Origin of the sequence: Caballeronia sp. RCC_10, from assembly GCF_041360715.1 — a bacterium.
Classification (GTDB): domain Bacteria; phylum Pseudomonadota; class Gammaproteobacteria; order Burkholderiales; family Burkholderiaceae; genus Caballeronia; species Caballeronia grimmiae.
In genome coordinates, this window is the sequence record NZ_JBFUPT010000017.1 from 22,365 (window position 1) to 42,186 (window position 19,822).

19 protein-coding genes are annotated in these 19,822 nt (G+C 62.7%); 10 read left to right on the top strand and 9 right to left on the bottom strand.

The window, feature by feature from the left end; all coding sequences use genetic code 11:
* The first annotated feature begins 65 nt into the window (after window positions 1-65).
* The 8 genes from AB6804_RS23770 (at window position 66) to AB6804_RS23805 (ending at window position 7,651) form a co-directional block, all read left to right on the top strand.
* A complete protein-coding gene (locus tag AB6804_RS23770; protein WP_370888576.1) occupies window positions 66-1,025 on the top strand; it encodes a LysR substrate-binding domain-containing protein in 960 nt (319 codons plus the stop codon).
* A gap of 233 nt (window positions 1,026-1,258) precedes the next feature.
* Window positions 1,259-1,624, top strand: a complete 366-nt coding sequence (locus AB6804_RS23775) for a DUF805 domain-containing protein (protein WP_370888577.1) — start codon at window positions 1,259-1,261, stop codon at window positions 1,622-1,624.
* A 299-nt stretch (window positions 1,625-1,923) separates the two neighbouring features.
* Complete coding sequence (locus AB6804_RS23780) at window positions 1,924-3,402, top strand: catalase (RefSeq protein WP_370888578.1); 1,479 nt, start codon at window positions 1,924-1,926, stop codon at window positions 3,400-3,402.
* Window positions 3,403-3,444: 42 nt separating this feature from the next.
* The gene (locus tag AB6804_RS23785; protein WP_370888579.1) at window positions 3,445-3,615 is read left to right on the top strand and encodes a hypothetical protein; all 171 of its coding nucleotides are present in this window, start codon (window positions 3,445-3,447) and stop codon (window positions 3,613-3,615) included.
* Window positions 3,616-3,806: 191 nt separating this feature from the next.
* Window positions 3,807-4,301 (top strand): Dps family protein, encoded by a 495-nt coding sequence (locus AB6804_RS23790; RefSeq protein ID WP_370888580.1) that lies wholly within the window; start codon window positions 3,807-3,809, stop codon window positions 4,299-4,301.
* Window positions 4,302-4,436: 135 nt separating this feature from the next.
* Entirely contained in the window at window positions 4,437-5,297 is an 861-nt protein-coding gene (gene ubiA, locus AB6804_RS23795) for a 4-hydroxybenzoate octaprenyltransferase (RefSeq protein WP_370888581.1), read from the top strand.
* Window positions 5,298-5,710: 413 nt separating this feature from the next.
* Complete coding sequence (locus tag AB6804_RS23800; protein ID WP_370888582.1) at window positions 5,711-6,838, top strand: methyltransferase domain-containing protein; 1,128 nt, start codon at window positions 5,711-5,713, stop codon at window positions 6,836-6,838.
* A gap of 261 nt (window positions 6,839-7,099) precedes the next feature.
* Window positions 7,100-7,651 carry an FkbM family methyltransferase gene (locus AB6804_RS23805; protein ID WP_370888583.1) on the top strand — a complete coding sequence of 184 codons (552 nt, stop codon included), beginning with the start codon at window positions 7,100-7,102 and terminating at the stop codon, window positions 7,649-7,651.
* 16 nt (window positions 7,652-7,667) lie between these two features.
* Here the strand turns inward: AB6804_RS23805 and proC are convergent, their stop codons facing one another.
* The 6 genes from proC to AB6804_RS23835 all read right to left on the bottom strand — a co-directional run bounded on the left by proC (window position 7,668) and on the right by AB6804_RS23835 (window position 14,804).
* Complete coding sequence (gene proC / locus AB6804_RS23810; protein ID WP_370888584.1) at window positions 7,668-8,480, bottom strand: pyrroline-5-carboxylate reductase; 813 nt, start codon at window positions 8,478-8,480, stop codon at window positions 7,668-7,670.
* A gap of 21 nt (window positions 8,481-8,501) precedes the next feature.
* Entirely contained in the window at window positions 8,502-9,197 is a 696-nt protein-coding gene (locus AB6804_RS23815) for a YggS family pyridoxal phosphate-dependent enzyme (RefSeq protein WP_370888585.1), read from the bottom strand.
* Window positions 9,198-9,253: 56 nt separating this feature from the next.
* Window positions 9,254-10,480, bottom strand: a complete 1,227-nt coding sequence (glcF, locus tag AB6804_RS23820; protein ID WP_035961579.1) for a glycolate oxidase subunit GlcF — start codon at window positions 10,478-10,480, stop codon at window positions 9,254-9,256.
* Between the two features lie 21 nt (window positions 10,481-10,501).
* Window positions 10,502-11,590, bottom strand: coding sequence for a glycolate oxidase subunit GlcE (gene glcE, locus AB6804_RS23825; protein WP_035961572.1), 1,089 nt, complete (start codon window positions 11,588-11,590; stop codon window positions 10,502-10,504).
* Window positions 11,591-11,708: 118 nt separating this feature from the next.
* Window positions 11,709-13,262, bottom strand: a complete 1,554-nt coding sequence (locus tag AB6804_RS23830; RefSeq protein ID WP_052005654.1) for an FAD-linked oxidase C-terminal domain-containing protein — start codon at window positions 13,260-13,262, stop codon at window positions 11,709-11,711.
* Between the two features lie 117 nt (window positions 13,263-13,379).
* On the bottom strand, window positions 13,380-14,804 hold the full coding sequence (locus AB6804_RS23835; RefSeq protein ID WP_370888586.1) for an FAD-binding oxidoreductase: 1,425 nt from the start codon (window positions 14,802-14,804) through the stop codon (window positions 13,380-13,382).
* 171 nt (window positions 14,805-14,975) lie between these two features.
* Here AB6804_RS23835 and AB6804_RS23840 point away from each other — a divergent pair, with 171 nt between their 5' ends.
* Together AB6804_RS23840 and AB6804_RS23845 are read left to right on the top strand one after the other, a co-directional pair.
* A complete protein-coding gene (locus AB6804_RS23840; protein ID WP_370888587.1) occupies window positions 14,976-15,530 on the top strand; it encodes a cob(I)yrinic acid a,c-diamide adenosyltransferase in 555 nt (184 codons plus the stop codon).
* A gap of 31 nt (window positions 15,531-15,561) precedes the next feature.
* Window positions 15,562-15,789 carry a hypothetical protein gene (locus AB6804_RS23845; protein ID WP_370888588.1) on the top strand — a complete coding sequence of 76 codons (228 nt, stop codon included), beginning with the start codon at window positions 15,562-15,564 and terminating at the stop codon, window positions 15,787-15,789.
* Between the two features lie 165 nt (window positions 15,790-15,954).
* Here the strand turns inward: AB6804_RS23845 and aroG are convergent, their stop codons facing one another.
* The 3 genes from aroG to AB6804_RS23860 all read right to left on the bottom strand — a co-directional run bounded on the left by aroG (window position 15,955) and on the right by AB6804_RS23860 (window position 19,771).
* Entirely contained in the window at window positions 15,955-17,028 is a 1,074-nt protein-coding gene (aroG, locus tag AB6804_RS23850; protein WP_370888589.1) for a 3-deoxy-7-phosphoheptulonate synthase AroG, read from the bottom strand.
* Between the two features lie 324 nt (window positions 17,029-17,352).
* The gene (tldD, locus tag AB6804_RS23855) at window positions 17,353-18,819 is read right to left on the bottom strand and encodes a metalloprotease TldD (RefSeq protein ID WP_035961553.1); all 1,467 of its coding nucleotides are present in this window, start codon (window positions 18,817-18,819) and stop codon (window positions 17,353-17,355) included.
* 118 nt (window positions 18,820-18,937) lie between these two features.
* Window positions 18,938-19,771: a carbon-nitrogen hydrolase family protein gene (locus tag AB6804_RS23860; protein WP_370888590.1), complete on the bottom strand. Its 834-nt coding sequence runs from the start codon at window positions 19,769-19,771 to the stop codon at window positions 18,938-18,940.
* Window positions 19,772-19,822: the final 51 nt, after the last annotated feature.

A 19,822-nucleotide genomic window follows, 5' to 3' on the forward strand; every position in this document is an offset into this window, starting at 1 on the left:
GGCGAACCGGCGTTCGCAGGTGTATAACTTCAACCTATCGAATCCAAGTCTTTCATTGGCCCCCAATGACGCTCACTGAATTGAAGTACATCGTCGCGGTCGCGCGGGAGCGGCACTTTGGCCGCGCCGCCGAGGCGTGCTTCGTCAGCCAGCCGACGCTGTCGGTGGCAATCAAGAAGCTCGAGGACGAGCTCAACGTGCAGATTTTCGAGCGCGGCACGAGCGAGGTCAGCGTCACGCCGATCGGCGAGCAGATCGTCACGCAGGCGCAGCGCGTGCTCGAACAGACGCTCGCCATCAAGGAAATCGCCAAGCAGGGCAAGGATCCGCTGGTCGGTCCGCTGCGGCTGGGCGTCATCTATACGATCGGGCCGTATCTGCTGCCGACGCTCGTCAAGCAGATGATCAAGGCCGTTCCGCAGATGCCGCTGATGCTGCAGGAGAACTACACGCTCAAGCTGATCGAATTGCTCAAGCAGGGCGAAATCGATGTCGCGATCATGGCGCTGCCGTTCCCCGAAACCGGGCTGATGGTGCGCGCGCTGTACGACGAGCCGTTCGTCGTCGCCATGCCGTCGGGGCATGCGTGGGAAAACCGCGGCAAGATCGACGCGGACGATCTCAAGCAGGAAACCATGCTGCTTCTTGGCAGCGGCCATTGCTTCCGCGATCACGTTCTGGGCGTCTGTCCCGAGCTGATGCGTTTCTCGCAAAATGCGGACGGCATTCAGAAGACGTTCGAAGGCTCGTCGCTGGAAACCATTCGCCATATGGTCGCGAGCGGCGTCGGCATTACGGTGCTGCCGCGCATGTCGGTGATGGAAGTGAAACCGCACGCGCCGGGCATCGACGCTGGCCTGCTCAGTTACGTACCATTCGACGATCCGGTGCCCGACCGGCGCGTCGTGCTCGCGTGGCGCAAGAGCTTTACGCGGATGCCCGCCATCGACGCAATTAGCGATGCAATTGCGGCGTGTGAGCTGCCGGGCGTGAAGAAACTGGATATGCCGGTGGCGGTTAATTGATGGACGGTTTTCGCGCTCATTAGCGAGATATAGCGCGTCTTGCCGAGCCGCATTAGGATTATTTCAGACGCTACGGCCGTGTTCAGAGGACGCTTCCGACGAAAGCGTCCCGGTTTGTCGCTTTTGGTCAAGGAAACGGCTCAAGACTGTTTTCGTTCTCCTTACGACCCTAGAATCGCCCGTGGTTAGCCGATCCGAAACGGAGATCGGCGACCTCTTACCACGGAGCTTTCATGAATTTTTCGCAGGCCGTCCGCGCCGTCTTCTCCAGATACGCAACGTTCGACGGCCGTGCTCGCCGCGCCGAGTATTGGTATTTCAGTCTGTTTCTCGGACTGGTGTATGTGGCAATTTCCGTCATCGGCGTTCTCGGCGGGAACTCCATGACGAGTTTCGCGGCCGTCTTGCAAGGCGTGATCGCGCTCGGGACGTTGTTGCCGACGCTCGCAGTCACGGCTCGCCGTCTGCATGACACCGGGCGGTCGGGCTGGTGGATGTTGCTCTCGCTGGTGCCGATCGTTGGCCTCATCCTGCTGGTCTGGTACTGCACACGCGGCACGCTCGGCACCAATCGCTTTGGCGCCGACCCGGTGGCGTAAGCCATCGAAGCCTTATGCGGTCAACGCGCAAGGCTTTTCTAGCAACGCCCTTTCGGCACCAACCCGAAGCTATCGAATAGATAAAATTAATCGAATATAGTTATTCGATAGTTCCAGTTATGCTTCTCCCACAAGCCAGCCAGGAGAGAAGCGATGACCCCCAACCCGTCCCCAGCCCGCGTGCCGACCACATGGTCCGACTGGCGCGGCGTCGCGCTTCACATCCTCGCCGACTTCGCCCGCACCGCGTGAGCGACGCATCCATCATCCCAAGCGAACATAGATCAAGGAGCATCACGATGACGACCCAACGACTCACGACCGCCGCCGGCGCACCTGTCGGAGACAACCAGAACTCGCAGACCGCCGGCCCGCGCGGCCCGGTGACGCTGCAGGATTTCTGGCTCGTCGAAAAGCTCGCGCATTTCGACCGTGAAGTGATTCCCGAGCGCCGCGTGCACGCAAAAGGCTCCGGCGCGTTCGGCACGTTCCGCGTGACGCACGACATCTCGCGCTACACGAAGGCGAAGCTCTTCTCCGCAATCGGCAAGGAAACGCCCATCTTCATGCGATTTTCCACGGTCGCGGGCGAACGCGGAGCCGCCGACGCCGAACGCGACGTGCGCGGCTTCTCGATCAAGTTCTACACGGAAGAAGGCAACTGGGACGTCGTCGGCAACAACACGCCGGTGTTCTTCATCCGCGATCCGTTGAAGTTTCCCGATTTCATCCACACGCAGAAGCGCGATCCGTACACGAATCTTCGCAGCAACGTGGCGGCGTGGGACTTCTGGTCGCGTCATCCGGAATCGCTGCATCAGGTGACTATCCTGATGAGCGATCGCGGCATTCCGAAGAATTACCGGCAGATGCACGGTTTCGGCTCGCATACGTTCTCGTTCCTCAACGCGGACAACGAACGTTCCTACGTGAAGTTCCATTTCAAGTCGCAGCAACCGCTCGAGAATTACAGCGATGCGGAAGCCGCCGCCGTGATCGCGAACGACCGCGAAAGCGCGCAGCGCGATCTCGTCGACAACATCGACCGTGGCAACTTCCCGCGCTGGAATTTCCGCATTCAGGTGATGACCGAGGCCGAGGCCGCGAACTACCGCATCAATCCGTTCGACATCACGAAGGTGTGGCCGCATGCGGACTTTCCGCTGATTGATGTCGGCGTGATCGAACTGAATCGCAATGCGCAGAACTACTTCGCGGAGGTCGAGCAGGCGGCGTTCACGCCGGCGAACGTGGTGCCGGGCATCGGCTTCTCGCCGGATCGTCTGTTGCAGGGGCGGCTGTTCTCGTACGGCGACACGCAGCGCTACCGGCTCGGGATCAACCACCATCAGATTCCGGTGAACGCGTCGCGTGCGCCGATGGCGAATCCGTTTCATCGCGATGGCGCGATGCGCGTCGATGGCAACCTCGGCGGCACGGTGAACTACGAGCCGAACCGCTTCGGCGAGTTCGCGCAGGACGCGAGCGTCAATGAGCCGCCGCTCGCGGCGGGCGACGTGTATCGGTACGACCATCGTGAGGACGGCGACTATTACTTGCAGCCGGGCGCGCTGTTCCGCCTGTTCGACGATGCGCAACGCGAGCGTCTGTTCGGCAACATCGCGCGGCACATTCATGGCGTGCCGAACGGCATCGTCGCACGGCAATTGCAGCACTTTCGCCGCGCCGATCCGGCCTATGCGCAAGGCGTCGCGGATGCGCTCGCGGCACTCGGGCAGCGCGTCGACATCGACGAAAACGACACCGCAGCCGTCTAACGCGAGACGCGCGGCGACTGCGATAGATCAGGGAGAAAGATCATGGCTCAGGCTATCCACATCATCGGACAGGCGGTGAACTGCGTCGAAACGACGAGCCGCCAGGCATCGCGCGGCGTGCGGGTGGCGCTTGCGTTTGGCATCGTCGCGACCGGTTATGGGTTCGTCGTCGCGAGTGCGCTGCATGGCGCGGGTGCGGGCGTCTTTGCATGAGACGCCGGGCGGATGCGGCCGTACGACGCGGTTCGCAGCGCTTGGCTGCCTTGCAGGGCAGGAAGGCACAGACGTTTCTAAGATAAACTGTCGAGCGCTCGAAAACGTCGGCCGGCGAAACGATCGGAGTCCGAGATCCGTTCGCCGGCAGGGCATGCATAACGTTCGTATCACTCTCTTACGGAGTCATCATGGCGAAGAAAAATGGCACACCAGCACCGGCCGTCAATATCGGCATCAGCGACAAGGACCGCAAGCGCATTGCTGACGGCCTGTCCCGGCTGCTGGCAGACACGTACACGCTGTATCTGAAGACGCACAACTTCCATTGGAACGTCACGGGTCCGATGTTCAACACGTTGCATCTGATGTTCGAGACGCAGTACACGGAACTCGCGACGGCCGTCGATTCCATCGCGGAACGCATTCGCGCGCTGGGCGTGCATGCACCGGGCAGCTATCGTGAGTTCGCGAAGCTGTCGTCGATTCCTGAAGCCGAAGGCGTGCCGGAAGCGGAAGACATGATTCGCCAGCTGGTGGAAGGTCAGGAAGCCGTCGTGCGCACCGCACGCGAAATCTTCCCGGCAACGGAAGCCGCGAACGACGAGCCGACCGCCGACCTGCTCACGCAACGCATGCAAACGCACGAAAAGACTGCGTGGATGCTGCGCTCGATGCTCGCGTAAAGCGGCACTGCGTCGATGCTGACAAGAACCCGTGCGATCCGAAGCACGGGTTTTTGCTTTTTGGGACGTCGAGCACGCGAAGTCCGCACGCGGGACGGTGGTCTAAAATAGCCCATCGACTTCATGCCGCCCGCCATGCTCGCCCGTCTCCCGCTCTACATGCGCCTCGTGCGCCTCGACAAGCCCATCGGCAGCCTGCTGCTGTTGTGGCCGACGCTCAACGCGCTATGGATCGCGTCGGATGGCCGTCCATCGCTGATGCTGATCGTCATCTTTGCGATAGGCACGCTGCTCATGCGCTCGGCGGGCTGCGCAATCAACGATTACGCCGACCGCGACTTCGACCGCTACGTGAAGCGCACCGCCGAGCGGCCGATCACCTCCGCCAAGATCAAGGCGTGGGAAGCGGTGGCGCTCGCGGCGGCGCTGTCGCTCGTGGCGTTTCTGCTGATCCTGCCGCTCAACACGCTGACGAAGCAGCTTTCGGTTTTCGCGCTGTTTGTCGCAGGGACGTATCCGTTCACGAAGCGCTTCTTCGCGATACCGCAGGCGTATCTCGGCATCGCGTTCGGCTTCGGCATCCCGATGGCCTTCGCCGCCGTCCAGGATCAGGTGCCGATGCTCGCGTGGATCATGCTCGCCGCCAACGTCTGCTGGTCCGTCGCCTACGACACCGAATACGCGATGGTCGATCGCGACGACGACATCAAGATCGGCATTCGCACTTCCGCGCTTACCTTCGGCCGATACGACGTGCTCGCGGTCATGCTGTGCTACGCGGCGACGCTCGCGGTGTACGTGTGGATCGGCGTGGCGCTTCATTTCGGCTGGCCGTACTGGCTCGGCTGGGCGGCGGCAGCGGGCTGCGCGGTGTATCACTACGTGCTGATCCGCGATCGCGAGCGCATGGCATGTTTCGCTGCGTTCAAGCACAACAACTGGCTCGGCGGCGTATTGTTCGCGGGAATCGCGCTGCAATACGCGCTCGCGGGCTGATCGCCTTTTGCGGATGAATTCCGCGCCGGTTTCGCTTTGCCGAAGCCGGCGCCGAATGTGCATACGGCTTCCAATCGAATCGCCGAACGATACAAATGGTCGCGTAAATCGTCGCGCGCATAGCCATTCTGTTACTGTCGAAAGTCATCGGGTGTATCTGCATTCTCGAATGTATTAACTCTTCCCGATCGTCTCCGACAGCTGTCTCGAGGCATTGCATAGCTCCTGTCGTGTTAGTCACAGTAGTGACAACGCCTGTGCGCGACAGCTTGTCACCTCAATACAGGGTAATAGTCATGGGTTTTCTCGCGCGGTTCAACGTGGCAACGCTCGTTGATCGACACAAAATCACGCAGTTTGTCGAAACAGGTTACGGTCTTGGGAACTCCTGCCGGCATGCGTTGAATAGCGGCATGCGTCACGCGCTTTCCTGCGAGCTTTACGAGGATCTTCATCGAAAGGCGGCGCAGAATGAGCGGCTATATGTCGCGAAGTCGGACAGCATCGATTTTCTGGAATCCGATCGCGTGCAAAGCGCAATCGCGCAGCAGCGTTGTCTGATTTTTCTCGACGCCCATTTTCCCGGCGCGGACTTCGGCGATGCCAGCTATAACGACGCAAGCCACTCGTCCGCGACGCGCCTGCCGCTCATCGACGAACTTGCATTATTAAAGGGCCGCGCGGCCAATGCGCTGATCCTGATCGACGACGTGCGGATTTATCGCCGCAACTTTCAAGTGGCGCACGGCGCGCTGCCCGATTCCGTCCCGCACGCCTTCGATCAGGAAGCGCGCTTTCTCGCATTGCTCGGCGAGTTCGAGGCCACGCACTCGCTGCACTGGCTCGCCGAAGACACCGGCTACGCCGTTCTCTGGCCGCGCGCCTGGGGCGACTACGAACTGAGCGCGTGGATTCTTCCGGGCGATGTCACGCAGCCGTCCGTGCTTTACCTGGACCTTCCCGGCACGACGTGCGTCTCGCTCAACCGCCGGCTGCAGGACGCGCGGTTCAGCAATCGCTGGCTCGTGGGGATGGGTATCGACATCGGCGGGGGAAACGACAGCATCGCGGCTTACGCGCAGCTATTCCCCCGCATCCAGACCGTGACGGTCTACGATATGCCGCAGGGCGATGCGCAACAGCTCGCGAACGTGCCCGACGGCGCCTTCGATTTCGCGTATTCGGGACACTGCCTGGAACACATGGTCGATCCGCGCATCGCAATGCGGAACTGGCTGCGCGTGGTGAAGCCCGGCGGACATCTCGTCATTACGGTGCCGGACGAGGACATGTACGAGCAGGGCGTGTGGCCATCCACGTTCAATGGCGATCACAAGCATACCTTCACGATGTTCAAGCGCAGGAGCTGGTCGCCGGTGTCGATCAACGTGCTCGACATGCTGCGCGAGTTCGACGGCGAAGTGAACGTGGAGAAGGTCGAGCGCCTGAATCACGCGTTTCTGCGAGGCATGGAGCGATTCGATCAGACACGCACCGCGTTCTCGGAATGCGGCATCGAATTCGTGGTGCAGAAGTTATAAGGGCAGCAGCGCGGCTTTCGGGCTCGCAGTGACATGACAATCGTCGCGCTCGATCAAGTTGCACTCGGTCATCTGGACACTAGACTGGCCAGATGACTTTCTAACCTCTCTGAGCCATGTGATTTCCAGAACGCCCCATTGCTTACGTTTTAGCCGCGTCGAATCACGGCAGCATGATCGTCAATCGAAACGATGTCGCGTTTAAGGACGGTTTCACGTATGGCGTCGGTCATCAACTGCTCAATAGATCGGGCGCGGCGAATGTACGCCTGGGGTCGCGTGCCGAGTTTCGAGGCACAGAAAATCGTGTGTTACGCGCTGGCCGGTAATGTCGCGATCAACAATTGCATGAATGCGCGTGCGAAACTCGCTGCGCTGGGCGAGCGCGTCGGTGAAATCGAAATTCCGCAGCCCGATTATCACGCGGCCGGAAGTTTCGGCAGTCTCGAACTGCGCGAAATAAAAGACACACTGAGCATCGGTCAGGACGTGTCTTACGCTTCCGGACGCGACGTCGAAGTGCCGATGATCAGCATCGATTCCCTGCAAATGGAACGCGTCGATTTTCTCAAGCTCGATGTCAAGGGCATGGAGTTCGACGTGCTAAGAGGCGCTAAAGAAACTTTGAAACGATGCGCGCCGGTCATTCTCGTCGAAACGCTGAAAACCGACGCGCAGGACATCCGCAAACCGCTCGCGGACGTGGCTTATGCCGGCTTCTACGAGGTCGCCCCGAACATGCTCGCGATCAGCGAGCGCGATCCGCTGCGGCAACATGTTTCGTTGCGCGACAACGTGCTTGATCTCGGCTGACGCTCGCCGCCGCCGGTTACGCCGCGCCTAATTCATCTCCCATCTCTTTCGCCCGCGCTTGTGCGGCCAGCGCGCCGCGCACGATCGCATCCTTCACCCCCTGTGCGTCGAAGGAAGCCAACGCCGCCGCCGTCGTGCCGCCTTTCGATGTCACGCGTTCGCGCAGCACGCTCGCCGGCTCGCCGGATTGCGCCGCAAGCTGCGCCGCGCCGGTGAACGTCGCGACGGCGAGTGCGCGGCCCTGTTCCTCGTCCATGCCGAGCGCGCGTGCCGCTTCCTGCATCGCTTCGATGAAATAGAACACGTAAGCCGGGCCGCTGCCGGAGATGGCGGTGACGGCGTCGAGCTTCGCTTCGTCGTCGAACCAGACGGTCGTGCCAACCGCCTCGAGAACTTGCGATGCAAGCGCCTTCGCGGCCTCGCCGACGCCGGGCAGCGCGGCCAGCCCCGTCACGCCCATGCCGATGAGCGCCGGCGTATTCGGCATCGTGCGCACGATCTGCGTGTGACCGTTGAGCCAGCGCGAGAGGTCCGTCGCGCGAATTCCCGCCGCGATGCTGATGATGGTCTGCTGCGACAGATGCGGCGCCAGCGCCTCCGCGACGCTTTTGAGCACCTGCGGCTTGACCGCCAGCACGATGGCGTCGTATGCGCCGAGCGTGGCGTCGATGGCCGCGCCCGTCGCGACGCCGAACTCCTTCGCGGTCCGCGCGCGCGCGTCGTCGTTGATGTCGATGGCATAGATATCTGCCGGCGCGACGCCGCGTTTGACGAGACCGCCGATGAGCGCCGCGGCCATGTTGCCGCCGCCGATGAATGCGATTTTCATAGAAGAAAAAGGAGTGGGTAATTAGTTCGTGTAATCGCGTGCGCCGAAGATCGCGGTGCCGATGCGGACCATCGTCGCGCCTTCGATCACGGCCGCTTCGAGATCGGCGGACATGCCCATCGAGAGCGTGTCGAGATCGAGGCCGTCGGCGCGCAGGGCGTCCATCAGTGCGCGCAGGCGGGCGTGGGGCGCGCGCTGGGCGTCGAGCGTATCGGCGGGTTCGGGAATCGCCATCAGTCCGCGCAGCCGCAAGCCGGGCAGAGCGGCGATCGCATGGGCGAGCGCGGCGGCATCGGCGGGTTCGACGCCGCTCTTCGACGCCTCGCCGCTCACGTTCACCTGCACGCAGACATTCAGCGCCGCTGCGCCTTCGGGACGCTGCGCGGACAGCCGCTCCGCGATCTTCAGGCGGTCGATCGAATGCACCCAGTCGAACTGTTCCGCGACGAGCTTCGTTTTGTTCGATTGCAGCGGCCCGATGAAATGCCATTCGATTTCGCCGCGCAACTCGGCCAGCGCCGCGATCTTCGTCACGCCTTCCTGCACGTAGTTCTCGCCGAACGCGCGCTGGCCGGCGTCGAAGGCTGCGCGCACGTCGTCGGCGGGAAAGGTCTTGGAAACGGCCAGCAGCCTGACCGACGCGGGATCGCGCGATGCGCTTTGTGCCGCCTGCGCGATGCGTTGCCGGACTTCTGCGAGATGGTGTGCGATGGACATGCGTGAGCGGCTTTCGGAGCAAATCGGACAGTAAGCGGGCAATTATACGAAGCCGCCTAGCCGTATAGCAGATGCTCCAAAAGTTGAATCCAGTGCGTGACCGGCGTCGACGTGCCGCTTTGCAGATGCGCGATGCAGCCCACGTTCGCCGACACGATCATCTGCGGTTCGGTCTTCTCCAGCCGATCGAGCTTCTGGTTGCGCAGCGCGTAGGAGAGCTTCGGTTGCAGCACCGAATACGTTCCCGCCGATCCGCAGCAAATGTGGTTATCCGCAGGCAGGCGCACTTCGATGCCGAGCGCCGTCAGCAACGCCTCGACGCGCCCGCGAATCTGCTGCCCGTGCTGCAGCGTGCACGGTGGATGAAACGCGACGGTATGCACGCCCCGCCGCCGCGCGATCGATACGAGCTCTTCCTCGTACAGCGGCAGGATTTCGGCGAGATCGCGCGTCAGATCGACGATGCGCCGCGCCTTCTCCGCGTACATCGGATCGTTGCGCATCAGATGCGCGTACTCCTTTACGGTCGCGCCGCAGCCCGACGCATTCATCACGATGGCCTCGACGCCGTTCTCCACATACGGCCACCAGGCGTCGATGTTGTTGCGCACGTCGCCGAGCGCGTCGTCGTTATAGCCGAGATGCAGGCGGATCGCGCCGCAGCAGCCGGCATCCGGCGCGGTCACGATCTCGATGCCGAGCGCATCGAACACGCGCGCCGTCGCGATGTTCACGTTCGGCATCATCGCGGGCTGCACGCATCCGGCGAGCATCAGCATCTTGCGCGCGTGCTTGCGCGTCGGCTGCGCGAGCGGCTTTTGCGCGACCGGTATCTTCGCGCGCAGCGTGCGCGGAAGGATGCCGCGAAACTGCTGCCCGAGCTTCATCGCGGGCGTGAAGAGCGTGCTGTTCGGCAGAAAGCTCGCGAGCAGGCGGCGTTGCAGGCGCTGGCGCATCGGCCGTTCGACTTTCTCCTCGACCACCTTGCGCCCGATCTCGACGAGCTTGCCGTACTGCACGCCCGACGGACACGTGCTCTCGCAGTTGCGGCACGTCAGGCAGCGGTCCAGATGCGTCTGCGTGCTGCGCGTGACGGGCGCGCCTTCGAACATCTGCTTCATCAGGTAGATGCGCCCGCGCGGTCCGTCGAGTTCGTCGCCGAGCAGTTGGTACGTCGGGCAGGTCGCCGTGCAGAAGCCGCAGTGCACGCACTTGCGCAGGATGGCGTCGGCTTCGTCGCCGTCGGCCGTGCCGCGGATGAAATCGGCGAGATTGGTTTGCATCGCTCAGTCCGCTCGGTTGGCCTAGAAGTCGGGATACAGCCGCCCGCGGTTGAACACGCGCGCCGGATCGAACACCGCCTTCAGTCCGCGATGAATCTTCATCAGCGGCGCAGGCAGCGGCGTGAATACGCCTGCATTACGGTCATAGGCCGAGCCGGCGCGGAAGATCGTCGCGTGGCCGCCCGCCTGCTTCGCGCTGATGCGAACGGTCTGCGGATCGGTGTCCGTGATCCACCAGCGTTGCGCGCCGCCCCATTCCATCAGCTGCGCGCCCGGCAGATGCAGCGGTTCCGCAATCGACGGCAGCGCGAGACGCCACAGCGCCGAGCGCGGCTCGATCACGGCGAAGAACGGGTCGGTCTGCTCGCGCATGGCGATCCAGAAGCGGTCGGCCTCGACGGCATCGACCACTTCGCCGCCGAGCGTGTTGCGCGCGGTCTTGACGGCGGCTTCCGCGCCCGCGAGACGCAGCGCCAGCGTGCCGTCGCGCCACGCGCTGCCGTTGATCGGCAACGGATGGCCGCCCCATTCGTTGAGCTTGCGCACGCCGTCGGTGGCGTGCATGTCGAATTTGAGCGTGGCTTCGGCGACGGGGCGCGGCAACACCTTGATCGACAGTTCGAGGATCAGGCCGAGCGTGCCGAGCGACCCGGCCATCAGCCGCGAGACGTCATAGCCCGCGACGTTCTTGACCACTTGCCCGCCGAAGTGCAGCACTTGCCCGTGTCCGTTCATGACGACCGCGCCCAGCACGAAATCGCGCGGCGCGCCGGTCCAGGCGCGGCGCGGCCCCGCGATGCCCGCCGCGATGCAGCCGCCGAGCGTCGCATTGCGGCCGAAGTGCGGCGGCTCGAACGGCAGCATCTGGCCGTGCGCCCGCAGCGCGGCTTCGACTTCGGCGAGCGGTGTGCCGCTTTTCGCGGTGATGACGAGTTCCGCCGGATCGTACTCGACGATGCCGCGATGCACGCGCGTGTCGAGAATCTCACCCTGGAGCGTCTGGCCGTACCAGTCCTTCGTCCCGCCGCCCCGGATGCGCAGCGGCGTGCCGGCTTCGGTGGCGCGGGCGATCCGCTCCGACCAGCCGGCGACGATGTCGTCCTGTTCCATGGATGTCCCGCTCTTCGTTTCGACTGCTGTAGTGGCGGTGCCGCCTGTCCGGTCGATTGTACCGGCCGCTTAACGCAGCCATACCCGGACAAACGTGGATAGCGCAGCGCGTCGCGGGTTAGAAGCGCGGCAGTTCGGGATGCGGCAGCAGCCCGCCGCGAATGTGCATCTTTCCGTACTCGGCGCACCGCGCGCGCGTCGGGATGCCCTTGTCCGGATTAAGCAGCCCCGGCGGATCGAACGCGCGCTTGACCGCGTGAAACGCGTCGCGCTCCTCGGGCGAAAACTGCACGCACATCGAATTGATCTTTTCGATGCCCACGCCATGCTCGCCCGTCACGGTCCCGCCCAGTTCGACGCATGCCTCGAGGATGTCCGAGCCGAACGCTTCCGCGCGATGCCACTCGTCCAGATCGTTGCCGTTGAACAGAATGAGCGGATGCATGTTGCCGTCGCCCGCATGAAACACGTTGATGCAGCGCAGCGCGTATTTCTTCTCCATCTCTTCGATGCGCGCGAGCAGCGGCCCGATGGCGCGGCGCGGCACCGTGCCGTCCATGCAGTAGTAGTCGGGCGAGATGCGGCCGGCGGCCGGGAACGCGTTCTTCCGCCCCGACCAGAACTTAAGACGCTCGGCTTCCGACCGCGAAATCTGGATGCGCGTCGCGCCGTGCTCGCGCAGCACCGCCGTCATGCGAACGATTTCCTCGGTGACTTCGTCGTAGGTGCCGTCGGATTCGCAAAGCAGGATGGCGGCGGCGTCGGTGTCGTAGCCCGCGTTGACGAACTCTTCGACGGCGCGCGTCGCGGGCTTGTCCATCATTTCGAGACCGGCGGGAATGATGCCCGCCGCGATGATCGCCGCGACCGCGTTGCCGCCTTTCACGACGTCGTCGAAGCTCGCCATGATGACCTGCGCGGTCTGCGGCTTCGGAATCAGCTTGACGGTGATTTCGGTGACGATCGCGAACATGCCTTCGCTGCCGATCAGCACGGCCAGCAGATCCAGCCCCGGCGCGTCCGGCCCGAGCGAGCCGAATTCGACGACATCGCCTTCCATCGTCACGGCGCGCACGCGCAGCACGTTATGCACGGTGAGGCCGTACTTCAGGCAATGCACGCCGCCCGAATTCTCGGAGACGTTGCCGCCGATGGTGCATGCGATCTGCGACGACGGGTCCGGCGCGTAATAGAGCCCAAAAGGCGCGGCGGCCTCGGATATCGCGAGATTGCGCACGCCCGGCTGGACCGTGGCGGTGCGCGCGTACGGATCGACTTCGACGATCTTGCGGAACCGCGCCAGCGACAGCACGATGCCATGCCGGATCGGCATCGCGCCGCCCGATAGCCCGGTGCCCGCGCCGCGCGGAACGATGGGCACGGCAAGCCGCGCGCAGATTTGCACGACGCGCTGCACCTGCGCCTCGGTTTCCGGCAGCACGACGGCGAGCGGCAGGCGGCGATAGGCGGCGAGGCCATCGCATTCGTAGACGGACGTGTCTTCGTCGCGAAAGAGCAAGCAATGCGTCGGCAGCACGGCCATCAGCGCCTGCACGACTTCGCGCTGGCGCTCGGCGAGTTGCTCCGGCGACAGGTCCGGCGCAACCTCGTGCGGCAGGTTCGGCGATACGGCCGGCGTGAGCGGCGGCTTCAGTTCGTCGGGTGCGTTCATGTCTCCTCCCGGCGCCGGTCGTGATGCTGGCGCTTGTTCGATGAATGTCTCTGACGCGGCGACGCCCTATGGTGCGCGCTCGGGGCTTCCGCGTCCATCGGGCGCGCTGCCGAGGCGTTACTGCGTGAAGCTGAAAATCTTGCCCGGATTCATCAGGTTCTTCGGATCGAGCGCCTGCTTGATCGAGCGCATGACCGCGATGCCGTCTTCGCCGTGCTCGTCGATCATGAAGCCCATCTTGTGCAGCCCGACGCCGTGCTCACCCGTGCACGTGCCGCCGACTTTGAGCGCACGTTCGACGATGCGCCGGTTCAGCCGCTCCGCCTCTTCCAGTTCTTCGGGCTTCGCGGGATCGAGGAGCATTGCGACGTGGAAGTTGCCGTCGCCGACATGGCCGACGATCGGGCACGGCAGCGACGAGCCGAGCAGATCCTTTTCCGTCTCCACGACGCATTCCGCGAGCCGCGAGATCGGTACGCAGACGTCGGTGGTGACGGCGCGGCAGCCGGGCTTGAGTTGCAGCATCGCGAAATAGGCGCTGTGGCGCGCATTCCAGAGGCGGCTGCGGTCTTCGGGACGCGTCGCCCAGTCAAAGTCGGTGCCGCTGTTTTCGGCGGTGATGTCCTGCACGGTCTGCGCCTGTTCCTTGACGCCGGCTTCGGTGCCGTGGAATTCGAAGAACAGCATCGGCGATTCGCGCAGGCTCAGGTTCGAATGGCGATTGATTGCCCGCACGGCGAGCGCATCGACGAATTCGACGCGTGCAATCGGCACGCCCATCTGAATGGTTTCGATGACGGCGCGCACGGCGTCGCCCATCGACGGGAACGCGCAGACGGCGGCGGAGATCACTTCCGGCTGCGGATAGAGCCGCACGGTGATTTCGGTGATGACGCCGAGCGTGCCTTCGGAGCCGACGAAGAGCCGCGTGAGGTCGTAGCCCGCCGACGATTTGCGTGCGCGCGTGCCGGTCTTGACGACGCGGCCATCGGCGAGCACGACGGTCAGCGCGAGCACGTTTTCGCGCATCGAGCCGTAGCGCACCGCGTTCGTGCCGGAGGCGCGCGTCGCCGACATGCCGCCGATGCTGGCATCCGCGCCCGGATCGATCGGAAAGAACAGGCCGGTGTCTTTCAGCGCTTCGTTCAGCTGCTTGCGCGAGATGCCCGGTTCGACGGTCGCGGTGAGGTCTTCGGGGTTGATCGAGATGACCTTGTTCATTTCCGACAGGTCGATCGACACGCCGCCTTGCACCGCGAGCAGATGCCCTTCGAGCGACGATCCGTTGCCGTAGGGGATGATCGGCACGTCATATTGCGCGCACAGGCGGACGATGGCCTGCACTTCCTCCGTGCTGCGCGCGAAGACGACGGCGTCGGGCAGTTGCGGATCGAACGGCGATTCGTCGCGGCCGTGGTGTTCGCGCACGGCTTCCGAGGTCGAGACGCGGTCGCCAAAGTGTGCTTTGAGCGATTCGAGGAGCGCGGCGGGGAAGGGGCGGCGCGCGTGCTGGATGGCGGCGTGTTCGGCGGGGTGGTTCACGGGATGTCTCCGGGCTTTTTTGCGGCTTTTGTGCGGTTCTTGGCGGCGATCGCGGACCGTCTGCGCGATGCCGTGACGCGTTACCTCATTTTACGCGCAGGACGGAGCCGAGGAGGGGCGTGCCTATAATGGGGCGGCTGGTTTTGACGCTTTGATAATCGAGGAGCAGTGATGGGACACCGCCTGAGCAAGATCGCCACGCGCACTGGCGACGATGGCACCACCGGTCTCGGCAATGGCCGACGCGTTTTGAAAGACGATGCGCGTATTGCGGCGATTGGCGATGTGGACGAGTTGAATTCGTCGTTGGGCGTTTTGTTATGCGAGCCGTTGCCGACCGATATTCGCGATGCCTTGACGTCCGTTCAAAACGATTTGTTTGATTTAGGCGGGGAATTGTCGATTCCGGGGCATTCGATGATTTCGGATGCGCATCTCGAGCGGCTGGATGGGTGGTTGGCTGAATACAACGGGACATTGCCGCCGCTCAAAGAGTTTATTTTGCCGGGCGGGTCGAGGGCGGCGGCTTTGGCGCATGTTTCTCGCACCATTTGCCGGCGCGCGGAAAGGGCGATTGTTGCGTTGGGGCGTGTTGAGGCTGAGGCGGTTAATGAGGCGCCGAGACGGTATGTCAATCGGTTGTCGGATTTGTTGTTTGTGGTGGCTAGGGTGTTGAATCGGGCGGATGGGGGGAAGGATGTGCTTTGGGAGCACGTGCGACATTGATAACCGCCTTTAAGTATCCGTCGCGCATGCCGTGGAATCTGAAGAGTACGGCCTTAAGACCCAATATTTCAGGCGAGAAGTGATCAATGATTATAAGGATTGGATCGCGCTGGCAAAGGAACGTGCGTTTCGTGCCGGCGTGCCACTAAAAGTAGAGTTGATGGAGATCGTTCATGGAGATCACAATCCCCTCGGGCATAAGGCTGAGGCTGAGAGTTTAGGGCTCAACAAGTCGCGCCTGCATCCCGATATCTATTGAGCGATCTACTAGTCGGCATGAGACTCGTCCACCAAGTGCTGCCGGCAATCATGCAGAAATTGGGAATTGACGATGAGTTCAGACTTGACTCATCGAATCTGAGACTGAAGTAATCTTACGCAGTGCGGTCGGCCGAGATCATGTCGACCGCACGATGCGGTTTCCTCAATTGCCCCCACCCCTCAAAACCCGCCGCTGCTTAACTGCAGCCGCGAGTCCTTCAAGCAGTCCGATACTCTCGTCCCACCCAATACAAGCATCAGTAACGCTCTGCCCATAGGTAAGCTCACACCCCTCCTTCAGATCCTGCCGCCCAGCAACAAGGTGCGATTCCACCATCACGCCGACAATCCGCTCATCCCCGGCAGCGAGTTGCCGCCCAATATCCTCGCAAACCGGAATCTGATTCTCATGCTTCTTCGAGCTATTAGCATGACTGGCATCGATCATCAACCGCGCAGCCAACCCGGCCTTTCCGATATCACTGCAAGCCGCGTCAACCGAAGCCGCATCGAAGTTCGGCGATTTCCCGCCACGCAAAATGATGTGGCAATCTTCATTACCCGCAGTAGAAACAATCGCCGAATGCCCGCCCTTCGTGACCGACAAAAAATGATGCGGTTGCGACGCAGCCTTGATCGCATCGACGGCGATCTTCACGTTCCCATCCGTGCCGTTCTTGAATCCGACAGGACAAGAAAGCCCCGAAGCCAGTTCCCGATGCACCTGCGATTCCGTAGTCCGCGCCCCAATCGCGCCCCATGAGATGAGATCGGCGATATATTGCGGGCTGATCATGTCGAGATACTCAGTGCCAGCCGGCAAACCCATCTCGTTGATATTCATCAGCAGCTCGCGCGCCTTGCGCAACCCGTCGTTGATCTTGAAGCTGTTATCCATATACGGATCGTTGATCAACCCCTTCCAGCCCACCGTCGTGCGCGGTTTTTCGAAATACACGCGCATCACGATTTCCAGCTCGCCCGCAAACCGCTTCCGCTGCTCGATCAACCGCCCCGCATACTCCAGCGCCGCCTTCGGATCGTGAATCGAGCATGGGCCGATAATGACGATCAGCCGGTCATCCATCCCGTGCAGAATGCGATGCATCGATTGCCGCGCATTGAAGATGAGGTCGGACACCGGCTCCGTGCACGGGAATTCGCGGATCAAATGCGCGGGCGGGACGAGTTCTTTCAACTCGCGAATTCGAACGTCATCGGTATTGTGCGGGGGCATATCGGTTCTCCAACGGCATCGATCAAAAATAAGCGGCGAAAAAAAACCGCCAGACTCGCTGGCGGTTTTTCGGGAATTCGGTTTGTGTCTTTAGCTACGACTCACCCCTCTCGATCCGCCAGCGGCTTGAGATGCCAAAAGAAATAAAAGTAAAACTTGGCGGACATGGCGGGTCGAAGGTGTATCGCAAAAAAGGTTGACTGACTTTATAACCTCAAACGTGCGCCGCTGACAAGCCGCAGCGCATCAAAACGCGGGAAATCCGCATCGGAGACGACCCGGACGACGATCCGAGACAAAATCGATGCGGAAAACCCGCACGCATCAAACCGTGCCGCCCACCGTCATCTTCTCGATGCGCAGCGTCGGCTGACCGACGCCCACCGGCACGCTCTGGCCTTCCTTGCCGCACACGCCGACGCCGCTATCGAGCGACATGTCGTTGCCGATCATCGTCACGTACTTGAGCGATTCCGGCCCGCTGCCGATCAGCGTCGCGCCCTTCACCGGATACGTGATCTTGCCGTCCTCGATCATGTACGCCTCGGACGCCGAGAACACGAACTTGCCGTTGGTGATATCCACCTGGCCGCCGCCGAAATTCACCGCGTACAAGCCATTTTTCACCGAAGCGAGAATCTCCTGCGGGTCCTTGTCGCCGTTGAGCATGTACGTGTTCGTCATGCGCGGCATCGGCAGCGCGGCGTACGATTCGCGGCGCGCGTTGCCCGTCACCGGCATCTTCATCAGCCGCGCATTCAGCGAATCCTGGATGTAGCCCTTCAGGATGCCGTCTTCGATCAGCGTCGTGCATTGCGTCGGGTTGCCTTCATCGTCGATATTGAGCGAGCCGCGCCGATTCGGCAGCGTCCCGTCATCGACGACCGTCACGCCCTTCGCCGCCACCTGCTCGCCGATGCGTCCCGCGAACGCCGACGATCCCTTGCGGTTGAAATCGCCCTCCAGCCCGTGGCCGACTGCTTCGTGCAGCAGCACGCCCGGCCAGCCCGGCCCGAGCACCACGGTCATCGCGCCAGCCGGAGCAGGTCGCGCTTCGAGGTTGACGAGCGCCGCGTGCACGGCGTCGTCGACGTATTTGTTCAGGATGTCGTCGGTGAAATAGCCGTAGTCGAAGCGTCCGCCGCCGCCGCCGGTGCCGATCTCGCGCCGGCCGTTCTGCTCGGCGATCACCGTCACGGACACGCGCACGAGCGGGCGCACGTCCGCCGCGAGCGCGCCGTCGCTGCGGGCGACGAGCACCACGTCGTATTCGCCCGCGAGGCCCGCCATCACCTGGACGATGCGGGGATCGCGGCTGCGCGCCATTTTCTCGACGCGCTCAAGCAGCTTCACTTTCGCGTTCGCATCGAGCGAATGCAGCGGATCGGCGGGCAGATAAAGATCGCGGCCCGACACGCCGGTGAGCGTGCTCGCCGGCTTCACCTTGTGCTTTCCGCCGCCCGCCTTGGCGATCGCGCGAGTCGCGTACGCGGCCTGGCGGATGGATTCGGGCGAAAGATCGTCGGAATAGGCGAAAGCCGTGCGCTCGCCCGAGACGGCCCGCACGCCGACGCCCTGATCGATGCTGAAACTGCCCGATTTGACGATGCCTTCTTCGAGACTCCACGCTTCGCTGCGCGTGGACTGGAAATAGAGGTCGGCGTAATCGACGCGGTGCGTGAAAATTTCCGCGAGCGTACGCGTAATGACGCCTTCGTCGAGTCCATAGGGCGTCAGCAAGACGTCCTTTGCCGTGACGAGGTTGCGAATGCCGGGTTCGATGATGTTCATGCGGTGCCTATTGCGTGATTAGCGTGATTTAGCGTGTTCGAGCGATTGTGTCGGACTATTCTACTGTCCGGCGCCGATGAGGCCATGTGCAGGGGAGAACGCCCGTCTTCAAGTCCATTCAGCCGATCACCCGATGCCGATACGCCGGCAAGCTCTGCCGCACTTCGGCGATGCGCGCCGGATCGACCGCGCCCGCGACGACGCCCGCGCCTTCCTCGCGCATCGCGACGACTTCGCCCCACGGATCGATCAGCATGCTATGGCCCCACGTGCGCCGCCCGTTCTCGTGCCTGCCGCCTTGCGCCGCGGCGAGCACGTAGCACTGGTTCTCGATCGCCCGCGCCTTCAGCAGCGTTTCCCAGTGCGCCTTGCCGGTCGTGTAGGTGAACGCGGACGGCACGACGATCAACGCGCAATCGCCCATCTTCCGGTACAGCTCCGGAAACCGGAGGTCGTAGCAGACGGACAGGCCGACGCGTCCGAACGGCGCATCGAAGGTCCGCACTTCGCCGCCGGGGCAGATGGTGCGGGCTTCGTCGAACGATTCCTCGCCCTTTTCGAAATTGAACAGGTGAATCTTGTCGTAGCGCGCGGCCTGTTTGCCGTTCGCATCGAAAACGAGCGTGGTGTTGAGCACGCGCGACGCTTCCGGCGATTTCAACGGCAGCGTCCCGCCGATGATCCACACGCGATGCTCACGCGCGGCATCGGAAAGAAACTGTTGAATGGGACCGTCGCCGGGCGTTTCGCCGATAGCGAGCTTGTCCGTGTCCTTGAAGCCCATGAAGCAGAAGTATTCCGGCAGCAGCACCAGTTGCGCGCCGCCTTGCGCCGCTTCGGCGATGAGCCGTCCCGCTTCGGCGAGATTGCGGTCGCGGTCGGGCGTGCTCACCATTTGCAGCGCGGCGACGTGAAACGGCTGCGCCGCGCTTTCGCTCGATGGTTCGTTCATGTTGTGCGCCGGTTGGTGAATCTGACGAGGCGGGACGAGGCGGAACGAAGG